Source organism: Ekhidna sp. (genome assembly GCF_965228795.1).
Classification (GTDB): Bacteria; Bacteroidota; Bacteroidia; order Cytophagales; family Cyclobacteriaceae; genus Ekhidna.
Map to the genome: position 1 here is coordinate 2,731,330 of NZ_OZ245839.1, position 23,443 is coordinate 2,754,772.

Annotated in this window: 19 protein-coding genes; all 19 read right to left on the reverse strand. The window is 40.0% G+C overall.

Annotated features, from left to right (window positions below):
* Window positions 1-3,465, reverse strand: coding sequence for a hypothetical protein (locus ACQK2H_RS12195; RefSeq protein WP_425391718.1), 3,465 nt, complete (start codon window positions 3,463-3,465; stop codon window positions 1-3).
* Window positions 3,383-6,793 carry a sensor histidine kinase gene (locus ACQK2H_RS12200; RefSeq protein ID WP_425391719.1) on the reverse strand — a complete coding sequence of 1,137 codons (3,411 nt, stop codon included), beginning with the start codon at window positions 6,791-6,793 and terminating at the stop codon, window positions 3,383-3,385. Before ACQK2H_RS12200 ends, ACQK2H_RS12195 begins: the two co-directional genes overlap by 83 nt.
* Window positions 6,794-6,830: 37 nt before the next feature.
* Complete coding sequence (locus ACQK2H_RS12205; RefSeq protein ID WP_425391720.1) at window positions 6,831-7,091, reverse strand: DUF983 domain-containing protein; 261 nt, start codon at window positions 7,089-7,091, stop codon at window positions 6,831-6,833.
* 58 nt (window positions 7,092-7,149) lie between these two features.
* Window positions 7,150-7,401, reverse strand: coding sequence for a hypothetical protein (locus ACQK2H_RS12210; RefSeq protein ID WP_425391721.1), 252 nt, complete (start codon window positions 7,399-7,401; stop codon window positions 7,150-7,152).
* A 3-nt stretch (window positions 7,402-7,404) separates the two neighbouring features.
* Entirely contained in the window at window positions 7,405-7,992 is a 588-nt protein-coding gene (locus tag ACQK2H_RS12215; protein ID WP_425391722.1) for a DUF420 domain-containing protein, read from the reverse strand.
* Complete coding sequence (locus ACQK2H_RS12220) at window positions 7,970-8,284, reverse strand: hypothetical protein (RefSeq protein WP_425391723.1); 315 nt, start codon at window positions 8,282-8,284, stop codon at window positions 7,970-7,972. The genes ACQK2H_RS12215 and ACQK2H_RS12220 overlap by 23 nt, the downstream gene beginning before the upstream one ends.
* Window positions 8,285-8,397: 113 nt before the next feature.
* Window positions 8,398-8,727 (reverse strand): cytochrome C oxidase subunit IV family protein, encoded by a 330-nt coding sequence (locus tag ACQK2H_RS12225; protein ID WP_425391724.1) that lies wholly within the window; start codon window positions 8,725-8,727, stop codon window positions 8,398-8,400.
* Window positions 8,728-8,747: 20 nt separating this feature from the next.
* Window positions 8,748-9,503 carry a cytochrome c oxidase subunit 3 gene (locus ACQK2H_RS12230; RefSeq protein ID WP_425391725.1) on the reverse strand — a complete coding sequence of 252 codons (756 nt, stop codon included), beginning with the start codon at window positions 9,501-9,503 and terminating at the stop codon, window positions 8,748-8,750.
* A 17-nt stretch (window positions 9,504-9,520) separates the two neighbouring features.
* Entirely contained in the window at window positions 9,521-10,090 is a 570-nt protein-coding gene (locus ACQK2H_RS12235; protein WP_425391726.1) for a cytochrome c oxidase subunit 3, read from the reverse strand.
* Window positions 10,087-10,977 carry a heme o synthase gene (gene cyoE, locus ACQK2H_RS12240; RefSeq protein ID WP_425391727.1) on the reverse strand — a complete coding sequence of 297 codons (891 nt, stop codon included), beginning with the start codon at window positions 10,975-10,977 and terminating at the stop codon, window positions 10,087-10,089. Before cyoE ends, ACQK2H_RS12235 begins: the two co-directional genes overlap by 4 nt.
* On the reverse strand, window positions 10,974-11,993 hold the full coding sequence (locus ACQK2H_RS12245) for a COX15/CtaA family protein (RefSeq protein WP_425391728.1): 1,020 nt from the start codon (window positions 11,991-11,993) through the stop codon (window positions 10,974-10,976). The genes cyoE and ACQK2H_RS12245 overlap by 4 nt, the downstream gene beginning before the upstream one ends.
* Complete coding sequence (locus ACQK2H_RS12250) at window positions 11,977-13,839, reverse strand: cytochrome c oxidase subunit I (protein ID WP_425391729.1); 1,863 nt, start codon at window positions 13,837-13,839, stop codon at window positions 11,977-11,979. Before ACQK2H_RS12250 ends, ACQK2H_RS12245 begins: the two co-directional genes overlap by 17 nt.
* 6 nt (window positions 13,840-13,845) lie before the next feature.
* Window positions 13,846-14,934 (reverse strand): cytochrome c oxidase subunit II, encoded by a 1,089-nt coding sequence (locus tag ACQK2H_RS12255; protein WP_425391730.1) that lies wholly within the window; start codon window positions 14,932-14,934, stop codon window positions 13,846-13,848.
* Between the two features lie 17 nt (window positions 14,935-14,951).
* Complete coding sequence (locus tag ACQK2H_RS12260) at window positions 14,952-16,349, reverse strand: quinol:cytochrome C oxidoreductase (RefSeq protein ID WP_425391731.1); 1,398 nt, start codon at window positions 16,347-16,349, stop codon at window positions 14,952-14,954.
* Between the two features lie 8 nt (window positions 16,350-16,357).
* Complete coding sequence (locus tag ACQK2H_RS12265; protein ID WP_425391732.1) at window positions 16,358-16,984, reverse strand: c-type cytochrome; 627 nt, start codon at window positions 16,982-16,984, stop codon at window positions 16,358-16,360.
* 2 nt (window positions 16,985-16,986) lie between these two features.
* The gene (locus ACQK2H_RS12270; RefSeq protein ID WP_425391733.1) at window positions 16,987-17,514 is read right to left on the reverse strand and encodes a DUF3341 domain-containing protein; all 528 of its coding nucleotides are present in this window, start codon (window positions 17,512-17,514) and stop codon (window positions 16,987-16,989) included.
* Window positions 17,515-17,525: 11 nt separating this feature from the next.
* The gene (nrfD, locus tag ACQK2H_RS12275; protein WP_425391734.1) at window positions 17,526-18,899 is read right to left on the reverse strand and encodes an NrfD/PsrC family molybdoenzyme membrane anchor subunit; all 1,374 of its coding nucleotides are present in this window, start codon (window positions 18,897-18,899) and stop codon (window positions 17,526-17,528) included.
* The gene (locus tag ACQK2H_RS12280) at window positions 18,899-22,000 is read right to left on the reverse strand and encodes a TAT-variant-translocated molybdopterin oxidoreductase (protein ID WP_425391735.1); all 3,102 of its coding nucleotides are present in this window, start codon (window positions 21,998-22,000) and stop codon (window positions 18,899-18,901) included. Before ACQK2H_RS12280 ends, nrfD begins: the two co-directional genes overlap by 1 nt.
* A gap of 27 nt (window positions 22,001-22,027) precedes the next feature.
* Entirely contained in the window at window positions 22,028-23,344 is a 1,317-nt protein-coding gene (locus ACQK2H_RS12285; protein ID WP_425391736.1) for a cytochrome c3 family protein, read from the reverse strand.
* Window positions 23,345-23,443 lie beyond the last annotated feature (99 nt).

Consider the following 23,443-nt stretch of genomic DNA (forward strand, 5'->3'; position numbering starts at 1 on the left):
CTAGAAAAAGGCAGTGACCTGAACATTTCCCGTGTGAATAGCAGCCGTATCTTCCGATTTTCTTCCATTATAAATTAATGACAACTGCATTCCCTGTGTGATTTTCTGCTGCCAATTGATTTGCCAGGTTTGATTGGTGCCGGGCTGCAAGGCATCTAACAAAAGATAGCCGAGGTATGAAGATTCGTCTCCCTCAAAATCTATTTGAACTACGGAGAATGTACCGCGAAGTGATCCTTTACCTGCCTGATTCCATGTTATTTCGCCTGTATACACAGAAGAGTTTGCCTGCTCTGAAGATGATTCTACAAATTCATTTCGCTTGGTTTTTCGCTCGAGGCTAGCAATTGCGCGAAATACGTTACTTGGCTGCCATATCAGTTGAGGTCTATAGGAATAACTAACAATTTCAAAATTTCTAGAGTCCAGAAAATCAGAACGGTTTAAGGAATTTCCAAGTGTAGATGTAACCCTGAAGGTATACTCGGAGCTAAGATCCACTTTGGCATTCGTAACCCATTCTGACTTTTCTCGTGTTTCAAAGCCTTGAACTAAAAGCTGTTTGTTGTCAGATGTTTGATAAGTTAAATCACCGGCAAACCCTCTCCCATTTCTATTAAAGAAGAATGTATATCTCTTACCATTTTGAGCTGAAATCAACATTGGATCCTCCAAATCAACACTAAATGGGTTCAATCGATCTGCATAAGATTCGGAGGTTTTCTTATAATTGATATTGAAATTCACATTGGCAGAGAATTTGGAAACGAATTGCTTTACCCCTTCCTGCATTCTCCAATTGGATGGAAACCGGGCATCAATCGTATGTAAATAAAAGGTTTGAAAGGAAGTGATGTAATCATCCGTGGGGGTGAATATCTTCACAAAGTTGCGTTCATCCGGATTAATCGCTTCAAAAAACTCATTTAGATCCTGTATACCATCTCCATTGGTATCCCTCCATGTATGCGTGCCTTCACCAGTAGCCACAGGCAGGTAGACGAACTCTCTTCTCAATTCACGACTATTACCTGTAGCATACGAAAAGTTGGATCGAAAGCTTCTATCCAGTAGTGATTGTATCCAGTTGATCCTTCCATTGATCACTTCATCCTGACCAAGATTTAATTCAAGGTTATCCTCTACTTTACGATAATTAATATCAGTTGTCACAGAGCCGTTTTGACCGGTGAAGTTGTAAGATGCCCTCAGGTTCTTGGAGAACAGGTAATCTACCATTTGTCCGTTTTGCGGAAGCTTATCGTTTCGTATTTGATAGCCAATTCGATAGTTTGATCTCGAAGAATCGGTACTTACCAAGTACAGTTCATGGGCTTTGTAATGCATCAAAGATCCTACCACACTGTCACCACGCTGAATTTCGTTTTCATCCATGTCAAACACATAACCAGGTGCGATTTTCCATTTACGGTAGCTTACATCCGACCTGGATCTCACCCAGTCTGTCTCACGATTCTGCTGATCATTCGAAAGAAGAAAGTGATTGGACACCAAACGAATATGATCTACCTCCTGATTAAAGTCCACTCCATACTGCCATCCGTCAATAAACTCAGCTCGTTTACGTCTGTTGGATGTAGCTATGAAATGATTGTTCTCATCTTTCGCTATTCCAGCTTTCATAAAGAGAATCATATCCTGTGAAGTCTCCGACCGATTTCTTGTATAATTCCAATCTCGGTCAAAAAGAATCGGTCGGTAGCGATCAATAAATGAAAAATCTGCTTCATCGAATTCAACTGAAATTTCTCCTACCCAATGATAGTTTTCAAATATGGCTGGGCGCCCACTAGACTTTAGTGAGGTATAATATCCCCGACTTACATTGTCTTCATCATCGATGGTAGAATATAGATTCTGATCTGTATTGGAAAATGCGACTTCACCTCTAAAAGACTCATATTCATTTAACTTCACCTCACCTCCCACAGTGATCATTTGACGACTATTAGGTAGCGGCACAAATGCTCCGGGCTCATAATTCCCTTGCTTTTGACCTTCTTCCGGTGAAACCCACTCATATATTCTTCCATTGGTCGTTGTTTGACTTAAAATATAATCTCCATTGCCAAAACCAACATCTGAAAAGGTAGGGCTGAAAAGCTCTGAATTAGCGTTTCTGGAAAATTCAAAAATGGTTTGAGTATTACCATCTAAATCAATGGTGTCTTTTCGAACGTACAGAATTCTGCTTTCAGCAAAAGCTACAGAATCAAAGCCCGTAATAAACGCCTGATCAATATTGTCTCCAATGTTTCGTAGTTGGTTCAGGTCATCGGGGTTTAGGGTAAAACCCAGTGTACTATTTGGGTTGTCCCGTTCTCTATAAAAATTGGTAAAAAGTGTGACTTTGTCATTCGAAACAGACTGATAAGCTGATAGGTTAGACCTACTGTAAAATTGCTCTGCATACTCAAAATCTACTCTTAGGATAGAGAATTGGGTTATAATGATGTGGTTATTAAAAGTGATCTCACCAAGATTATAATCAATTACATAGTCCCTGTCAAAACCACGCTCCAGTAGTTTGCCATCCAAAAACACCTTCTCAGAATTAGCCAATATGATAATAAAACGTTCACCGTTTGGCCCTCTAAGTTTATACGGACCATTTAAGCCATCTATAGGATCCAAAATAGCTGAATGAAACTTTCCTTTTGACAATGCTCCTGAAACCCTGGATTCATGTTTCCAATTACCAGACTGTCCCCTATAGCTTGCCTGTAAACCCTGAACATTTTTATAATATCGAAGAAAATAACCGGCATCATCAGGCTGCTGTAATACTACATCACCAGCTGTAACATCAAAATTATCATTATACAGCTTGATGAATACATTATCGAAATCCCTTATCTGTTGGGTATTGCCTTCCGGTTGATAGGGTATGTTTTGATCGGTGATCACCGCGGATAAGAAGAGATTATCATCAAGCTTACCATCCATTTGTAAGTTCAGGCTGGAATTAACAAATAGATTTTGTCGGTTACCGAACGAAACTCCCCTTGAGATAGCACCATATTTTTGAACTTCCCCAAAATCAAACAATTCCTCTTTGCTTACACCGGGGGTCTTAGCTTGGATGATTTCCAATTCTCTGGTATCATCATAATCCTCCAGATTACGAATGCGGTACTTCTGTGTTAATAAAATGGAAAGCACCCTATAGCAAACATCCACTTCTTTTTGATTGGATTGTACAATGATGGTATTTGTAGAATCATTCCATTGGTAGGGATAATCGAGAGAGATCGACCCGGGCTCAATAACCATTGAATCAAGTACGACTTCTGAATTAGAAGGTATGGAACGACACTTCAGATTTTGTCCGCTGGAGACAAAACTCATTAGAAGTGCAATACTAATCAGAAACGATCGGCATAGAAATGAAAAAGGTAGTTCCATCACCCTGCTTAGATTCAAACCAAATGTTGCCTCCCGCATTTTCAATTCCTTTTTTCGCTAGTGCCAGACCTATGCCACTTCCCGTTGATTTTGTACTAAAATAGTTCAGGAATATCTTATCCTTTAACTCATCAGGCACTCCCTTGCCATTGTCACTAACAGAAAGTACGCCTTTACCGGAACGCATTTTAAGTGAAATTTCTATATGGGCTTGAGTATCACTTACCGCCTGGATGGCATTCAACACAATGTTGTTCAATATTCTCCTGAAAATATCCTTGTCTGCTTCAATATGAATGCTTTCATCAATCTCCATACTGAAATGAGCATCTTCTGTACTATATAGTTCCACTACCTCTTTCACAAGGTCACCCCAATCAAATGTCTGATTATCCGGAGCAGGCATCTCCGCAAATGCAGAAAATGATTCAGCAATCTGGCTAAGCGTATCAACTTGTGTTAATAGCGATGTAAGTGTCTCATACTCTTTGGAACCATTCTCATGCTTTCGAAGCATCTGCTGAATTTTCAACTGCATGGGTGTCAGTGGGTTTTTAATCTCATGCGCCACCTGTTTGGCAATCTCTTTCCATGCTGTTTCTTTTTGACTCTTAGCCAGTGCCAGCTTGCTATCTTCAAGCTTTACAAGCATTTGATTATAGTCTTTAACTAGCGATCCTATTTCATCTGAAGATTCATACTCAATGGGCTTATTAACCTCTTGTAAGGTTACTCGCCTGATTTTGGCCGCTACCATTCGAAGTGGGTGTAAGAGGTTATTTAAGACTACATTTCCGAATACGATAGCGATAATAAAAATGAATCCAAAAATGGTAATTAAGTTACCAAACACTTCGATTTGCTGCCTTTGCTGATGATTTTTAGAGTCAAAGAATGGCATAGCAATGAAACCGGCCACTTGATTGTCTATCGTATTGACAACAGCATAGCACACCTTATAATCTAAACTACCAACCGATTCTTCAGCAATCAGGCTTTGATTTTCTTTAACGACAAGCTCTTCAAATACAATTGGATTGATAAGATTGCTCAGTAGGTTTAAATTGAAAATCTCCGGCTGACTGGTAGATACCAGATATCCGGATTCATTGTAAAAGCTCAGGTCAGATTGAATGAAGCTGCTGATTTCAGCTAACCGATAGGCTCCCAATTCATTGTTTACTTCTTCAATTTGGTTTGAGAGAATCTCAGAAATGTATAGGGCTTCCTTGATGTAGCTACGGTTGATCTCCTCTCTGTAGGAAGTATTCAATGTATTAAGCAATGCAAATCCGGTTACTAACAGTGGTAAAACAAAAGCCAACCCTAAATAGAGCTGAATCTTACCTGTGAAGTTTAACTTAAACCCGTGCTCTATGATTGAACTGAATACACTAAACACACCGAATGAAAAGAGTAACAACAAAAAGAAGAAAGAAAAATTGGTTAACCGATCCCTGGATTCATACTTATCTGATATAATGAGAATCGTACGACCATCATTGGTTCTGATTCCATAGTAGTGCCTCCCATTTTTCTCAATTCCATCCTTATAGAGTTGCTCTCGTTCAAAATCCTCTTGCTGTGGCCACTCTCCCTGTCCAAACTTGCTGCGATGAAATAGAATATCATCCCCTGCAAAAACTGCATAATCAAAGTCATTGGTAGCAGAGAAATACTTATTGTCTGTCAATAGTGCCGGGTAAACACTGGTAGGTACGCGCTTCTTTAATTGCAAGATGATTAATCCCACAAGATCTCCTACATTAATCTTACAGACATATTTATAATTGGTTCCTTCATCAATAAAGTAAATATTCTCATAGTCAGACTGATTCTCTGGTGTCAGAAGACTATACTCCCTGGTGAACCTTGTATTAAGCTTTAACTGTTGATAATCCTGAAATACAATTTCCAGATCGTATTTATTGAAATAGGGAGTTAAAAATTCACTTCTGATCTGATCTTCCAGAACTTTCCTGCTTCGCTCACTGGCTATAAGCGCTAAATTTTCATCTGTCGACAGTTTGGTTATGGTTTGATTAAGATAATATTCCCCTAAGACATCCCGCTTTAGCAAAAGGTAATTCGCAAACTTTCTTTTTGCATCAAGAACAGCACCTTCTTCATACTTATAAATACAGAAGGCCAAAACCGAGGCTATTCCAAGGCTTACAATCAGAATAAAAAGCAGGTTAGAATAAGTGAATTCTTTGAATGATTTGCCCCATTCATAACGAATGGAAATGAGCAATACGGAGACATGCACAACGCTAAACGTAATGGAAAGCACATCAAGAAATCCCATTAGAATGGCAGCACACAGTGTCCCTATGATCGCCACCGATACCATCCTACTCTTTCGAATCAATTTAAGCGTGAGGTAAGTGAAGTAAAAATAACCGGTGCTTGCTAAAAGAATCGAGATATAGGCTACTGCTCTCAGCAGGTCAAATCGAATAGATTGGCCTACATCGAGCGAAAGTTGTGAATGACTGATTATTGTCCAGGCCACATGTAAGACAAAACCTGAAAGGAATGTATTCACCATGGTGATGCCGAAAATCCAGTTTCGGGATTTATACAGCTTAGATAGATACCTGGATATACTGAATATGAATATGTTCAACAGAATGCAATTCACCAACAAATCGCCAAGAGTAGGGTTCACCACAGAAGATGTGTATTTGACGGGATCGAAGAGGTCATACCTAAAAACCCATTGAAAGAAATCAAACTCCAAAGTGGCATACCTTGCCACGACCAAAAGTGCGTTGGCTATCCAAAATGATCGTATACTCCTCTGACTGAAATGCCAGTATTCTACAATCAGCAAACAAATAATAATAATCGAAACGATTGTATCTATCAGCCTGCTTGGCATCTCCGACACCTTAAATTGAACCAGACCAGAATCATTATGATTGGTTACCGAAATTCCATTGATTCCCTGGTCAAGGAGTGAACTTAGACTTTGCTCAAGATATTGATTGGTTATTGAGTATTGCTCCAAAAGCTGATGACAAGAGACATACGTGCAATTGTCTTCAGCTATTTGCTGAATTATAAAAACACCAAGCTCATTCTCTATCGCTTGAATTGTATCTGATGAAATATTCGATACAAAAGGACGGTTATCACTCCAGGTAACCAAACGCCCCCTGCATATCGTTCGCTTTCGGAATGCTTCATCTGTTGGTTCGTTGTTTTTCCAGTTGATTAAATCCTCATACTGAAATGCTACTAGATTATTAAAGCTCTCCTGGGCCTTTTCCCTGGTATATGATTTCCAATCAACAAAAAAATGATTGATTAGCAAAGCTGCAAAACAGCCTATAAGTAAGCCTAATGAGATTTTATGCTTCACAGCCCTGAATATACAATAATCAAGCCTTATTCAGTATCTAGCTCTTCCAAATAAGGTACAGAAAAACCACTCGCGAATACCTGAAATTCAAAGGGAAAAGCAGAAGCGCTACGACTAGAATACTAACCAGGTACACATTCAGTGAAGGATCATTAAAAAAGTGATAAAGCACGAAAGCAGTAATCAAGAAAATAGCGGTAGAAAAACCATAGCTTACATACATAGCGCCATAAAAGTTTCCCGGCTCCTTCTCATATCTCAGATTACAATTGGGGCAGTTGGTATGCATAGATGCCATCTTCTTTAGATTCAGGTGAGAATGAGTAAATATTTCACCTTCCCTACATCGGGGACATTTAGCCTTTAAGACGCTCGTTAAGACTGACACGTTTTGTTGTTTTACTGTATCGATACCATAGAAAAATCAAAGCAAAAACTACAATGTATGGAGTAAAGAACAAGTACATAATTCCGTTATTCAGTCCTTCAGCCATTGAAGTCTCTCCGGCACTTACATTGTTTTTAATCTGCGTGCGACACATGGCACACTGAGCCCAATTGAACATTGGAATAAGTAAACCTACAACAAGTGTTAATGCCTTTTTCATTTCTTAAAAATAATATGGCTTAATCATGAAATAAACAATCACTCCTGTAATGGACACATACAACCAGACCGGAAAAGTAAATTTTACCATCTTTTTGTGTCGCTCAATCTGATCAGATAACGCATAGTAAAATGCAAAAAGAACAAATGGAACAACAAGTATTGAAAGTAAAATATGACTTGCCAAAATAACGAGATATACTACCCTACTAGTTCCAACCTCTGCCAACTCACTATCGTCTACCAAACCATCGTGATTCAGGTCGCCGAACTTAACAGATTCTACACTTGAATGATAGAGAACGTAGGAAATGAGAAAGAGCACGCCCAGCATCAAGGAAGCAAACATAAATGAACGGTGAAGTGTGATATTTCCTTGCTTTACCGATACCAAAGCAGCAATTAAGGTAACTACCGTCAGTGAATTAACAATCGCATGAAGTCCCGGTAGCATTTTCACCCAGTCTCCACCAACCGAAAGCTTAGCAGGAAACAGAATTAAAAAAGCAACCACCAAAGGAATAAGAATGGATATGAGGTAAATGATCCTCAAATAGACCTTATTATTATTATCTCCTAGTTCCTTTGCCATAAGACTCCTGAAGCTTTAAAATATCTAATTCTGTTATTAACCGATCCACATCCTCACGGTTGAGGTTGTATCCACCCCAAACACCTTTCCTATTAATAAGAACTAAATCAACACCGGATTGATTGATACAATCAAAATAATTTTCATCAATATAGATTAAGCTCACTTCTCTTTTTTCTGTAGCGTAAACCACACGATTCATGTAATTAGTTTCTACAGTTGATAAGGAATCTGATTTGGATAGTACAGTTATATCATCATATCCCTGGCAATCCTTTGGTATCTCTGCCACCAGGTTCAAATAAAAGCTATTGCTTCCGAACAATTGCAGGAACAGATACCATGCAACAGGTATTAGAAATACTAAGAAAAATACGAGACGAGTTAATCCTTTACTTCGCAAGTTCAATAAAGCGCTTCAAGAATGGCTCCACCCTGATAAATCATGATGAAGATAAAGAATACTACGAAAAGCATTGGAAGCACAATAGACATTTTAAGAGATTTATTCTCATGCCCAAGGTGCATAAATTCTGCCACGATATAATAAGCTTTAAGAATCGTGAGTGCGATAAACACCCAAATTCTTACCCACTTATGCTCGTGAGGTACCGTAAATGCAATACCGAATTCAATCGCTGTAATAGCTGCCAGGTATAACATCACTTTGATGAAATTTTTCACCTTCGCCTTATTTACCGGCTTTACCTCAACTTGTTGCGTTTGCTGCTCCATTTGATATATCTATTATGCGATTAAACTAAGTAAAAGAATGTAAACACGAATACCCATACCAGGTCTACAAAGTGCCAGTAAAGGCCGACTTTTTCTACCATCTCATAATGGCCTCTCTTTTCGAAAACACCCACAGTTGCCTGATAGAAGATGATGAAATTGATGACCACACCACTAAATACGTGGAAACCATGGAACCCAGTAATAAAGAAGAATAATGCTGCAAAGTTTGGTGGACCATACTGGTTTTGAGTAAGTCCTGCTCCTTGAATGAAATTACCAACTGCATTCATTGACATATCAGAACCGTGGATAAAGTGAGCCCACTCCCATGCCTGACACCCTAGGAAAGTTAAACCACCTAAAATGGTCCAAAGCATCCACTTCTCCACTCCTTTTCGATCCATCCGCTCACCGGCTTCAACAGCAAGTACCATCGTCACACTACTTACAATCAAGATAAATGTCATGATACCCACGAAAACCAATGGCGCACTCTCAATACCTAATGCGTGCATTCCAGGGAATGCTTCAAATACTTTCTCCGGTACCGGCCAATATTCTTGTGAAAATTTAAAATCGGCTATCGTACCTTCATAGGCCGGGTGACTGAATCGGATCAGTCCGTATGTGATCAATAAAGCGGAAAATGTAAAGGCATCTGATAAGAGGAAAAACCACATCATCAGTTTGCCATAGCTTGCCTTCATTGGTGATACGCCACCTCTCCAGATATTCTTGCCTTTTTCTTCTACTATTACAGCCGATTCAGCCATTATTCTAGGTTTTAGGTTTAATTATTGAAAATCAAAAATAAGTATAAATACAACCAAAGTCCACCAAGAAAATGCCAGAAAGTAGTACACATTTCAATTCGTACCATACTCTTGGAATGAACTTTATATTTAAATGCTTTTGCTAACACAATCAACAAGAAAATTACAGCACCAACCAGGTGAACAACATGTAATCCTGTAAAGATGTAAATGAAGGATCCTGCCGGATTACCTACAAAGTGGTAACCACCATCAACTAATTGTCCCCACGCTTTTAATTGGCCTATAATAAATGCTACTGCCAGAATACCTGTAACAGCAAGTCCTATTCGTATATTCTTAATGTTATTTCGTTTTGCAGATATATATGCAAAATGCATGGAAACACTACTCAAAACAATAATTACGGTTGTGATCTGAAACAACGAAGGAAAGTCTATATATACCCACTCTCCTACTGATTTTTTAACAATGTAAGCACTCGATAATGAAATAAAAACCATTATCACTGAAACCAAAAACAACCACATGGCGAATTTTTGTGGATGCATCGATCGTACCTTACCAGCCTGTATCTCTCCTGTCATATCTTGTCAATTAAAAAAGTTATTTGCACAATAGGTAAGTAGATGAATGAGCCGAACATTATTCGTCTGGCCTTTTGATTAGATGTGTCTTTCATTAAACTGAATGTTGTAGCTAAAAACAAAACACCACAAATGGTGGCTACAACTCCACTGGTTAGGCCTGTTAATCCAAAAATAGTTGGCAGCAAACCCAGTGGTAATAAAAACAAAGTATACACCATTATGTTAATGGCTGTATTTAAATCTTTTGCCCCACCTCCAGGTAAAAGTTTAAAACCTGCTTTTTTGTAATCTTCGTCTGATACCCAGGCAATAGCCCAGAAATGAGGAAACTGCCAGATAAACTGAATTCCAAATATGATCATTGCCTCATATGACAATATTCCACTTGCAGCAGCCCACCCAATCAATGGTGGCAAAGCACCCGGAATAGCACCTACAAAAACAGCAATAGATCCCACTCTTTTAAGTGGTGTATAAACAAAGGCATAAAGAATCAAAGAAAGCAACGACAGTACTGTAGCAAGCATGTTTGTTGCAAACAGCATCAAGCCCAACCCTGCTATGCCTGTTAAAATACTAAACCAAATAGCCTCTGATTCAGAGATACGATTGGATGGCAATGGGCGATTTTTTGTTCGTTTCATTATCGCATCATACTTCTGCTCTATTACTTGATTAATGGTAACAGAAGAGCCAGAGACTAAAAATCCTGCCAGGAGGAACAATGCAAAATTCATCCAGTTAATCGCTGACTGATTAGCTAATGAATAGCCAAAACCGGAAGAAAAAACCACTAGAAAAGATAAACGTGGTTTGAGAAGCTCATAATAAGCCCGTGCCTTTACGGCAGCATTGATATCGATATGTGAAACAGTCGTATTCATTTCACCAATTTGATGCGCAAAGTTAAGTAAAACAGTAAGCTAAAAATGCCTACAGCAAAAATTAAATGCAGAGGTTGTATCCAGTAAGGAAAATCAAATCGCACCATCGCTATTCCGGCGATCATGGCCAAAAAGACTAAGATTATCAACTGAATAGTCCGACTAATCAGCCATTGCTCTTTGGTTTTTCTTGCATAATAATTCATGCTAACCACTCCTATTAAAATGAGCCAGGAATAAGATCTGTGGATATAAAAATTAGTAGACAGATAATCAGCCCATTCATTTCTTCCGGATGATGAAATCAGTAAATCATCAATTACACCTCTTACTTCAGTTCCTAAAATGATTTGAGGAATAAATAGAAGTGTGGTTAATAACCCAACGATGAATAGTGGACGATGCTTGATTGTACTTAAATCTCTTACCATCACATTCATCCATATTAACAGTGCCACAATCAGCAATGCCAATAACATATGAAACGTAATAAAGCCATGAAGAAGATTGGTAGAAACCACCAGAGATCCAACCCAACCCTGAAAACCTGTCAATATGAATATGGCCACTCCCATAAATGGAATCCAAATAGATTTTTTCCGAAAAGAGAAGGATAAAACCATGTTCAGAAAGACTAACAAACCGATTAAAACACCTACCAATCTATTGATGTATTCAATCCAGGCTTTTGTCGCATTGAATTCATGCTCAACCAGCACGTTGGGATCATTGGTTATTTGCTTACTTAACTCTTCATAGCCGAGTTTACTAAACATGTTTGCCAGCCGTTCATTCTTAGTGAGCCGTTGCTCTTTAAAAATATCCTGGTAGTTTTCTGGCAAACCTTCAGCGCTAGTTGGTGGAATGTATGATCCGAAGCACTTAGGCCAATCGGGACAGCCCATTCCGGCCCCCATGACGCGAACAATGCTTCCCACAAGGATCAGCACGAATACTGATCCTAGTGTAATTGCATTGATTCTTAAAAAATTCTTTTGATTAATTAGCTTTCTCAACTCCTGTCAAATCTTCATCCTTAGTTAGCTCGTTTTCATGCTCAAGGTTAGATTCAGGAGTGTGTGAATAAGGTACAGTCTGCGGAATAAAGTCATCCTTTGCACCCGGCTTACTGTAATCGTATGGCCATCTGTACACTTTAGGTATTGCTCCTACCCAGTTACCATGTCCAGGGAATCGTGGAGTTGTCCATTCAAGTGTATTAGACTTCCATGGGTTAGCTGGTGCCAATCTTCCTCTCCAGATTGAGTAGAAGAAGTTAAATAAGAAGATGAATTGCGCAGCGAAAGTTAAAATAGCTGCAATACTTACAAGCGCATTTAAATCACCATAGATGTTAAATGTCTCGAAAGATGTGAAGGAATAATATCTTCTTGGGAAACCAGCAATACCAATGTAATGAAGCGGGAAGAATACTAAGTAAATACCCACAAATGACAACCAGAAGTGAAGCTTACCTAATCTGTCATCCATCATTCGTCCAAAGAACTTAGGGAACCAGTGGTACACACCCGCCAATAGTCCGAAGAATGATGCACTTCCCATTACCAGGTGGAAGTGAGCCACCACGAAATAGGTATCGTGCAAGTTGATATCCAATACTGAGTTTCCAAGGAAAATACCTGTCAATCCTCCTGAAATAAAGAAGGACACCAACCCAATTGAAAATAGCATGGCTGGCGTGAAAACGATATTTCCTTTCCACAATGTAGTGATATAGTTAAATGCTTTGATCGCTGACGGTACCGCAATTACCAATGTAAGGATCGTAAATACTGACCCTAAGAATGGGTTCATTCCTGTCACAAACATGTGGTGTGCCCATACGATGAATGACAAGAAGCCAATTCCTAACATTGATCCAATCATCGCTTTATATCCAAAGATTGGCTTACGTGCATTTGTTGCGATGATTTCAGAGGTGATACCCAAAGCAGGTAGAATTACAATGTATACCTCTGGGTGTCCAAGGAACCAGAATAAATGCTGATACAAAATAGGGCTACCACCTACATTAGGAAGTGCCTCTCCTGCTATGTAAATCTCTGATAAATAAAAGCTTGTTCCGAATGATCTGTCAAAGATCAGGAGTAAAGCTGCTGATAACAATACCGGGAATGAAAGTAGTCCAAGTATTGCAGTGATAAAGAATGCCCAGATTGTCAACGGTAATCTGGAGAAGGACATGCCTTCCGTTCTAAGGTTGATCACTGTTGTGATGTAGTTAATACCTCCTAAAAGTGACGATGCAATAAATAGTGCCATTGAAACTAACCACAATGTCATTCCTAGTCCTGAGCCCTGGATAGCCTGTGGAAGAGCACTTAATGGTGGATAAACCGTCCATCCACCTCCTGCAGGTCCTGTTTCAATAAATAATGAAATGAACATCACCACACTGGAAGCAAAGAAGAACCAGTAAGAGAGCATGTTCATAAATCCGGAGGCCATATCTCTAGCACCAATCTGAAGTGGAATCAGGAAATTCGAGAATGTCCCACTCAAGCCGGCGGTCAACACAAAAAATACCATGATGGTACCGTGCATGGTGACTAGCGCGAGATAGAACTCCGCATCCAATTTACCAGCCTCAGTAATCCATTGACCCAAAAGTGGTCTCATCCATTCAAGGCTCATTTCCGGGAATCCCAGTTGTAAACGGAATATGATAGAAAGTCCCCCTCCAATCAATGCCCAGAAAATTCCTGTAATCAAGAATTGCTTCGCGATGGTCTTGTGATCAGTCGAGAAAATATACTTGCTTACAAACCCCTGCTCATGGTGATCATCGTGGTGATCGTCATGTGTCAAATCTTCCTGTAGTTGTATATCTGTTACTGACATGTTTTATTATTTTGAACTGCTTGCAGCAGTTGTAACTTTTTGTTCTTTCTGAATGTTTTCGATTCCTGCAGCAATTTTTGCAGCTTCCTTTAGATCTTCAGGTACTTGACTGATGTAACCAGGATTCTGCTTCAAAAACGTGTTCTCCTGACTTTCTTTGTACCATGAATCATATTCATCCTGATCTAAAACAGTGATGATTCCCTTCATACCATAGTGGCTCTTTCCACAAATCTTATTACAAACCAACTCGTAATTGAAATCTGGATTTCCGGTTATCTCTCTCATCTCAGCTGTGCTTACTGTTGGTGTAAACCAAAACTGGGTCGGCATTCCAGGCACAGCGTTCATCTGCAATCTAAAATGAGGGTTGTAAACACTATGGATTACGTCTCTACCTCTGATTTTCAGAAGCACCGGCTTATCTTTTGGAATAACTAATTGAGTTGGCATAAAATCATCATGACCATTCTGATCCGTTAAATCAATTCCCATTGAATTTACAGCATCAATTTTTCTGAAATCATACTTACCCAATTCACCATCCTTTCCAGGATATCTGAATGCCCATGCATACTGATATCCCATCACCTCTACTACTTCAGCTTCTTCTGGAGCCGGACCAGTGATCACCGTCCATTGCTTCAATCCTGAAATAATCAACCAAGCCAAAACAACAGCAGGAACAATCGTCCAGATCATTTCCAACTTGTTATTGTGAGGATAATAATGGGCAACATTGGTTTTCTTGTATCTGTACTTGAAACCAAATCCAAACAAGAAGATTTGTGTGATGATAAATACCGCAACCGTAATCCACATCGTAATCCAGAAAAGATTTTCTGTGATTACTGCATGCTCAGAAGCAATCGGCAGATTATAGTTATCGTATTCTGTGATTGAAAAGTAGAAGAATGCAATAATACCTCCTACCAGGAATAAGAGCATCAATACTCCTTGGAAGCTATTGTTTTTGGAAACATACCCCTCTTCCTTTTTCTTCTTTACAACATCAACTAACGTGGTAACGCGGTATGCTGTAAATATGACAGCAAGAATTAAAACGACCGCTAAAACAATGATTAAATTAAGCATAACCTATCCCTCACTAATTAAATATGATGATGCAAACTTTCTTTCAACATTGGGTGATTCTTTGCAAATAGAGGAGCTTTCGAAAGCGAATTGTAAGTCACATATAAGAAAGCACTCAAATACACTAGAATCAAACCTATTTCAAGGAATCCAAAACCTCCATTGTCTCCAACTGTTCCCGGCGAAACCATCATATAAAAATCTAGCCAATGGCCGAATACAACAGCAGGACAAACAACTTTCAAAATCCTTGTATGTCTCTTCGCATCTCTTGTCATTAAAACTAAGAATGGGAAGAAGAAGTTTAGAATTAAATTAATATAAAACACAGGAGCATAATGATCATCTTTCCATCGCTCCAGGAAATAAACAGTTTCTTCAGGAATGTGTGCGTAATAGATCAATAGGAACTGCGAAAACCATATATAGGTCCAGAAAATACTAAATGCGAATACAAACTTTCCAAGATCATGGATGTGGTTTTCGTTGACTACAGATAAGTAGCCTTTGTCTTTTAACATTACCACGATAAATAAAGTAAGCGCAAGACCTGCTACCCACCAGCTGGCAAATGCATACCACCCAAACATTGTACTGAACCAGTGCACGTCGATTGACATGATCCAATCCCATGCAGCCATTGATGAAGAAACAGCAAAAAACACAAGGAAAATTGCAGATATCTTTCTCATCTTATACCACTGCGTGGTTCCACCTTCAATATCTTCAGAATATGCAAGTGCTCTTAGCTTTCTGAATAATAGATACCAAACAGCAAAAAAGATTACCAATCTTCCAATCCAGAAAATCGGAAATGCACCACCCTCTAATGGCCAAAAGAAGTATGGAGCCTTGCCTTTTACAATTTCATCTCCACCATTCTCTGCGTACAAATCGGCATGTGTCCAGTGGAATAAATCATGGCCTCCGATCATGAATACTACAAGCATTAGCACAAATGCTATCGGTAGCCAATTACCAAATGCCATTGGAATTCGTTTGATTCCTGTTGCCCAACCAGCCTGAGAAGCATATTGTATAGCAAAAAAGAATACACCTATAATTGCCAGTCCAGCAAAAAACACGTTGTTTATCCACAGGTTGGATAATAGTCTCTTCACAGAAGAGCTACTTCCATGATGTTCTTCGTCACCATGTCCTTCCTTTGCAGGAGTGGTTCTATTGCTTGAAGATGCATCTTCCTCAAGGTTAGTACTTGAATCCTCACTTCCGTAAGGCTCTTCCCCATGGCCGTCAGCTACTACTTCTGAGTGATCCTCGCCATGACCTCCGCCATGATCACCTGAACCTAATGTAAAATAGCCCAATACAGAGAGTACTAATCCTACCATCAAGGTGATGATCAGTCGCTTCTTTGCAGTAGCAGTAAATTCAAATCTTTCTTCTGATACCATGAGTAGACTTAATTCTTCTTTTGCAATTCTTTAACATATCGAGCAATTCTCCAACGGTCCTCAGGACTAACCTGCGAACCATGAGCGCCCATCAAACCTTTACCGAAAGTGATTACATGAAAAATATGACCTTCAGTAATTTCCAGGTAAGCAGCACCATTCAAATTGGCCACACCGGCATATGCTTCAGCTACTTTACCATCAGCATTTCCTTTTTCACCATGACAGTGCTTGCAATAGCTATCGTATAATGCTTTGCCTTTTTTTACAACACTTGGATCATCCGTTGCGAACGGACTCTCGAGCGTTTCAGCTGCGACCTCCAGGTCATCTACCGATAACCTAACCGGAAGAGGTTGACCTCTTCTAACCGTATTCGCGACAGGCTCGCGCATATTCATCTTGAACTGGTTATAAGGGTTGGAGTTGTAAAACTCACCATGGCCATCTTCATCATTAGAATCTAACCACGTACCGGCATCTTCATTTGTAATCTGAGTCAATGGCTCATAAGGAGTAGAATGGTACATCTGAGGAGCATATTCCAATCCAGTGTCATCCACACCAGCAGCGCATGAAGCTAAAACAGCTCCAAGCGTGATAATTCCTAAATATCTAAATGTCTTTAGTTTCATTATCAATCAAACGTTTTATTGTTAACCTCTTTAGCACCACTACCCTGCAATACTTTCTTTATATCTGCTTCAGATTTATCATTTCTATCCAGATCAATTGCCATGACATGCTTGTCATCCGTAATTCGGATGTCGTAGATTCTTGGTTTACCCCATGGCTTAAGGTTCGAGATCACAAAGAAAGTACCTACCATACCGAATGAAGCTAACAGTACAGTCATCTCGAAAGTCACCGGAATAAATGAAGGAATTGGAATGTAATCCTTACCACCGATGATCATTGGCCAATCGATACCCATCATTCCAACCATCATGGTTAATGCCAGGCAAGTGCCGGTAATACCGAACAAGAATGCTGCTACTGATAGCCAGCTTCTTTTATATCCTAAGACTTCTTCAATTCCGTGAACGGGGAAAGGCGAGTAAACCTCTTCGATTTTCACACCGGACTCCCGAACGTTTTTGATGGCGTCCATCAAAACATCCTCATCGTCATATACACCCAGTACGTAGTTCGTTCCTTGAGACATATTATTTCTATTTACTCCGACTTAGTCGACTTTTCTCCAGTTGCTTTAATAATACTCTTTACTTCAGCCATGTTGATTACAGGGAAGAACTTCGCAAACAGGAAGAACGCTGTAAAGAACAAGCCAAATGTGAAGACATACACGCCGATATCATACATTGTTGGGTAGAACATCGCCCAACTTGATGGTAAGAAATCTCTGTGTAGTGAAGTCACAATAATTACAAATCGCTCGAACCACATTCCAATGTTTACAATGATTGAAATAATGAATGTAGCAGCAAGGTTTGTTCGAATCTTTTTGAACCAGAATAGTTGAGGTGAAATCACATTACAAGTCATCATTGACCAGTATGCCCACCAATAAGGTCCTGTAGCTCTATTAATGAAAGCATATTGCTCTGCTTCTACTCCCGAATACCAAGCAATAAAGAACTCTGTAATGTATGCAATACCTACGATCGAGCCTGTCACAATAATGATGATGTTCATCAATTCAATGTGCTGAATCGTAATATAATCTTCCAGTTTATAAACTTTTCGCGTTACCAACAACAGTGTCAATACCATCGCAAATCCAGAAAAGATCGCCCCAGCAACAAAGTATGGTGGGAAGATTGTCGTATGCCATCCCGGAATTACTGAAGTAGCAAAGTCAAAGGATACAATAGTGTGTACTGAAAGTACAAGCGGCGTTGCTAAACCGGCAAGCACCAGAGATACCGTCTCATAATGAGACCAAGTCTTTGCACCACCTGTCCAGCCGAAGCTTAATGCACCGTAAATCGCTTTTGAAATTTTGTTTTTAGCTCTATCTCTGATTGTAGCAAAGTCAGGAATCAAACCGATATACCAGAATACAAGAGAAACAGAGAAATACGTTGATATCGCAAATACATCCCACAATAGTGGTGAGTTAAAGTTTACCCAAAGCGATCCGAACGTATTTGGAAGTGGTAATGCCCAGTAGAAACCTAACCATGGGCGACCCATGTGAAGTACCGGGAACATCGCCGCACAAATTACCGCGAAAATCGTCATCGCTTCAGATGCCCTGTTAATGGACATTCTCCATCGCTGACGGAAAAGTAAAAGTACTGCAGAGATCAAGGTACCTGCGTGACCAATACCCACCCACCAAACGAAGTTGGTGATATCCCAGGCCCAGCCTACTGTTTTATTAAGACCCCACATTCCTATTCCATCCCAAAGGGTGATAGCTACTGCATACCCTCCGGCCAGGAGAAGTGCCAAAGAGACTGCCATCGCTAGCATCCATGTGATAGATGGTCGCTCCTCTACTCTTCCAGCAATATCCTCAGAAACATCGTGGACGGTCTTTCCACCTGTTACTAAGGGTATCCGTACTTCTGATTCTGCGTGCATTATGCTTCTATTTTATCGTTGTTGTCTTTGTTTCTTACTTTGGTCAAGTACCATACATTCGGCATCACTCTAAGCTCTTCAAGCACGTGATATGCACGATCTTCCTGAGCTTCCACACTCTTCTCTTTGTACTTCAGTTTCAATGTTTTGGAAATTCTGCTTTCCGGATCTTTCATGTCTCCAAATACCAATGCATCCGTAGGACATGATTTCGCACAAGCGGTTTGAATTTCTCCATCAACAGGTCTTCTGCCCTCTTTCTTGGCGTCCAATTTACCGGACTGGATTCGTTGTACACAGAATGTACATTTTTCCATCACCCCTCTTGCTCTTACTGTCACATCCGGGTTCAATACCATCTTACCAAGATCATTATTCATTGGTGTGTTCTTATCGAACTTGGCATTGTCATGGTATTTAAACCAATTGAATCGACGTACTTTATAAGGACAGTTATTAGCACAATACCTTGTACCAATACATCTGTTATAAGTCATTTGGTTAAGACCTTCACTCGAGTGTGTTGTAGCAGCAACCGGACATACTGTCTCACATGGTGCACTGTTACACTGCTGACACATCATTGGCTGGAAGGTAACCTCAGGGTTTTCAATTGCGGCAAGCTCTTTCTGCTTCACCTCCATCAGGTTCTTATCATCAGCAGTCAGCTCATTCTCAGGACGCTCACTGTAGTATCGATCAATTCTGATCCAATGCATCTCTCTTCGGTTCAGCACTTCTTCCTTACCTACTACCGGGATGTTATTTTCTGTCTGACACGCTACTGTACATGTTCCACAACCTGTACATGAGTTCAGGTCAACAATCATACCCCAGTGGTGATTTGGATATTCGTGTCCTTTCCAAAGGGAAACAGCGTGCGGTCTCACTTTAGAGCCATCCGCCTTGGATATCATTGGGAAGTGTCTTCCAGCCTGTGGATCATTTTGGTATTCGCCAAGTGTCGTTTCCTGAATGACTGTTTCTCGTCCCGCGTATGTCTGACTAGTTTGTGTTTGGGCTACTTTTTTAACCTCACCAGTAAGCTCTAGAGACGCTTTTGCATTATACCTTAAACCATCAGCAGAACTGTTTACTAATTGATATGCATTTACCCCAACTCCATTACCAACTTTGCCGGCTTTGGTTCTACCATATCCAACAGCCAAACCTACCGTTCCGTAAGCCTGGCCCGGCTGAGGAATAACAGGAGCAGTTACAGACTTACCATTTACAGTAAGTGTAGCAACCTTATAATCCATATCTCCACCTTTTACTGCCCAGTCGTTTTCACGGGCAAGCTTTGGTGATACAGTGAAATAGTTATCCCAACACGCTTTTGTGATTGGATCAGGCATCTCTTGTAACCAAGGATTGTTTGCCTGAACTCCATCTCCTACAGAGTAATTGGTGTAAAGTGCAAGCTCAAGTCCGTCAGACTTAGCAGAGTATCCTTTTAAGTTACCCGCTACAACAACAGCATCAACTGATACTGACTTTGCTTCATCAGCTACTTCAGCATTGTAAACACCATCATGTAAGCACTTATCTATGAACTTTGTAACATCACCGTCAGCAAATGGCTTCCAGCCTTCTTTTACAAATTCATAATAAGACGCATCTTTATCGGCCCATCTTAGGAATGACTCCTGAGCCTGGCGTGTATTGAAAATATTTTTTATGGTAGGCTGAGCAAGTGTGTAATGTCCAGTTACCGGTTCAAAGTCATTCCATGACTCTAAATAATGGTGATCTGGCGCAACATACTTCACAGAGCTGGATGTTTCATCCATTCTATCCGAGGTTGAGATAGTAGTCTTAACCTTTCCTAATGAACTAACAAGCTGCGCTCCCATTGGGTGATCGTACGCCGGGTTACAATTATAGAAAATAACAGAACCAACATTTCCGCCTTTCACATCGCTAACAAGCTGAGCAAAAGCACTATCACTTCCTTTTCTGGTATTGACACTCCTCGTTAAGTCTATTGTAGAGCCGTAACTTTGAAGTAGGTCATTAATGGCTATAACAAGCAATTGTACATTCTTATCATTCGACCCACTTACAACGACAGATTTACCTCTTGATCTCCAAAGATCATTGGCTGCCTTTTCAAGCATTACCGAATCTTCTAGTCTTGTAGCTCCTACTGTTGCAGCTCCTGCTTTCTGAGCGATTAGATTATATAGGTTAGCTACGTAGAGGCCTTCCTGAGAAGGTTTAATTGGCTGTCGGTAATCAGCGTTGGACCCTGTTAATGAAAGGTTTGATTCGAATGCATAAAGGCGAGACATCTCCTTTTTGTCCGGACCAAGCTTTCTAGTGGAAGCAAACTGCTTATTATTAAGCGCCTGATTAGGCCAGTTTCCTAAGAAGTCCGCAGTGATTGATACAATGGTGCTTGCTTTAGAAAAATCATGCATCGGCAAGCTTCTTGATCCTGTAGCATCGCTGTAAGCATCAAGCAACCCACTCATTGAAACCGCGTCATATTGAACGTGATCTACCTCACCGTACTTATCTCTTAATGCCTGAATGGCTCTTGAGGTGCTAGGGCTACAATTCGAATAAGAAACGATTGTAAGCTTTCCTGCGTTAGCAGCCAACTCTGTTTTGATTCGATTATCGATGGTTTCCCAATCGGTATCTTCTCCACCAATTTTAGGGTTTTGAAGTCTTTCCTGGTCGTAAAGTGATAGAACTGAAGACTCTACTTGAGTGGTTGTTCCACCTTCACTAATCATTGAAAGATCATTACCTTCAATTTTAATAGGTCGTCCTTCTCGAGTTTTAACGACAACTGACGCTACGTCACTTCCCATTGAATAGGTAGATGCATAGTAGTTCGCAACTCCTGGATCAACATCAACAGGTTTATTTACGTAAGGGATTGCTTTTCTAATTGGTGCTTCACATGCCGCTAATGAAACAGCAGCAACTCCAAAGCCCATCATTTTTAGAAAATCCCGACGAGATGGTTCACCATTCTCACCTTCGTTGATTGGTAAATATTCCGGGAATTCTTTTGAAGCTCTATCTTGGAAATCTGCAGTGTTTTCCAATTGCTCCAACCCTTTCCAGTATTTCTTAGTTTCGTTCATTACTTTTAGATAAGCTGTTTTCGAATATTAATAGTGACACTTAGAGCACTCTAAACCTCCAATATCTTCTACCTTCATTGGCTCCTTGCTTTGCTCAGAATGAAGCTTCACAAGTTTGTCATAATATTCGTTTCCTTTCGTATTTACATCAGTTTCTCTGTGGCAATTGATACACCAACCCATCGTAAGGTTTGAGTATTGATAAACAACTTCCATTTCCTTAATTGGTCCGTGGCAGGTTTCACACTCAAGATCTGCAACATTTACGTGTTGCGAGTGATTGAAATACGCCAAATCAGGAAGGTTGTGAATCCTCACCCACTCGATTGGTTTGGTATCAGTACCGTATGTTTGAGTATCCGGATCATAATCGATTGCCGCATAAATCTTTGCAATTTCTTCTGATACACCATCCTGTCCACCTACATTTTTGATCTGTGAGTGACAGTTCATACAAATGTTCGGAGATGGAATATTTGCAGATTTTGATTTATTCACACCAGTATGACAATATTGACAATCAATTTCATACTGACCTGCATGAAGCTCATGAGAGAAAGCTATAGGTTGTGTTGGTTGATAACCTTGTTGTACTCCTATGGTAAATGCTCCATCAATTAATGTTTTTAGCACGATGATTGTAAAAATAAAAATTACAGTGCCTACAAAGGAGTTACTTTTTAGGAAGGCACCTAAATCAAACTGCTGAGATACAATCTCCTGCTCTGCCTCATCTAAATCTTTAACCTGACTTAAGTGCTTACTCAGTGTTTTTACAGCAATCAGTAAAGCAACAACTGCCAGGGCTAATACAACTACCAAAATAATGATGACAGCAATCAGATATGAAGATGCGACTGAATCTCCTCCTCCTGCTTCTCCTGTGGCTGCTACAGCTACCTCTTCTTGCGGAGGACCTGCATCCGTTTCTGCTTTGATGTAAGCAAGCAGCTCCATTACCTCTTCATCAGAGAATGGATAGGCTGGCATCACTGTCTTGTTGTATTCTTCCCACAAAGCAACAGCCTGCTCATCACCTGAAGCAATCATTGCCTGCGAGTTTTTGATCCATGAGTTTAACCACTCAATGGAGCGACGCTCATAAACATCATTTAGCGCAGGACCGATTCTCTTCTGCCATATCTGGTGGCATTGAGTACAGTTAGCTTTAAAGGTTGATTCACCTGCAGCGATAACGCTTTCGTCGGTGGGAATTTCTTGAGCTTTAAGGCTCAAAATTGAAAATATTCCAAAGGCTAGGCTTAAGAATATTCGGGTCAGATTCGGTGTTGTTTTAAACATGTATTCCGATGGCTTGAGATCAAACGGGTACAAAAGTAACATTGGGTTGTTGTTTTTCAAAGGTAGGCTATTAACCCTCCTTCTACTTCCTGATCATACTTTCACAAGTAGATGAATTTCAGTACGTTAAGAATAAATAAA

What these genes read in the sequence shown, in the direction of transcription:
- ACQK2H_RS12195 (WP_425391718.1), bottom strand. Translation starts at nt 3,465, where the DNA reads ATGCGGGAGGCAACATTTGGTTTGAATCTAAGCAGGGTGATGGAACTA.
- ACQK2H_RS12205 (WP_425391720.1), bottom strand. Translation starts at nt 7,091, where the DNA reads ATGGCATCTATGCATACCAACTGCCCCAATTGTAATCTGAGATATGAG.
- ACQK2H_RS12210 (WP_425391721.1), bottom strand. Translation starts at nt 7,401, where the DNA reads ATGAAAAAGGCATTAACACTTGTTGTAGGTTTACTTATTCCAATGTTC.
- ACQK2H_RS12215 (WP_425391722.1), bottom strand. Translation starts at nt 7,992, where the DNA reads ATGGCAAAGGAACTAGGAGATAATAATAATAAGGTCTATTTGAGGATC.
- ACQK2H_RS12225 (WP_425391724.1), bottom strand. Translation starts at nt 8,727, where the DNA reads ATGGAGCAGCAAACGCAACAAGTTGAGGTAAAGCCGGTAAATAAGGCG.
- ACQK2H_RS12230 (WP_425391725.1), bottom strand. Translation starts at nt 9,503, where the DNA reads ATGGCTGAATCGGCTGTAATAGTAGAAGAAAAAGGCAAGAATATCTGG.
- ACQK2H_RS12235 (WP_425391726.1), bottom strand. Translation starts at nt 10,090, where the DNA reads ATGACAGGAGAGATACAGGCTGGTAAGGTACGATCGATGCATCCACAA.
- cyoE (WP_425391727.1), bottom strand. Translation starts at nt 10,977, where the DNA reads ATGAATACGACTGTTTCACATATCGATATCAATGCTGCCGTAAAGGCA.
- ACQK2H_RS12250 (WP_425391729.1), bottom strand. Translation starts at nt 13,839, where the DNA reads ATGTCAGTAACAGATATACAACTACAGGAAGATTTGACACATGACGAT.
- ACQK2H_RS12255 (WP_425391730.1), bottom strand. Translation starts at nt 14,934, where the DNA reads ATGCTTAATTTAATCATTGTTTTAGCGGTCGTTTTAATTCTTGCTGTC.
- ACQK2H_RS12260 (WP_425391731.1), bottom strand. Translation starts at nt 16,349, where the DNA reads ATGGTATCAGAAGAAAGATTTGAATTTACTGCTACTGCAAAGAAGCGA.
- ACQK2H_RS12265 (WP_425391732.1), bottom strand. Translation starts at nt 16,984, where the DNA reads ATGAAACTAAAGACATTTAGATATTTAGGAATTATCACGCTTGGAGCT.
- ACQK2H_RS12270 (WP_425391733.1), bottom strand. Translation starts at nt 17,514, where the DNA reads ATGTCTCAAGGAACGAACTACGTACTGGGTGTATATGACGATGAGGAT.
- nrfD (WP_425391734.1), bottom strand. Translation starts at nt 18,899, where the DNA reads ATGCACGCAGAATCAGAAGTACGGATACCCTTAGTAACAGGTGGAAAG.
- ACQK2H_RS12280 (WP_425391735.1), bottom strand. Translation starts at nt 22,000, where the DNA reads ATGAACGAAACTAAGAAATACTGGAAAGGGTTGGAGCAATTGGAAAAC.
- ACQK2H_RS12285 (WP_425391736.1), bottom strand. Translation starts at nt 23,344, where the DNA reads ATGTTACTTTTGTACCCGTTTGATCTCAAGCCATCGGAATACATGTTT.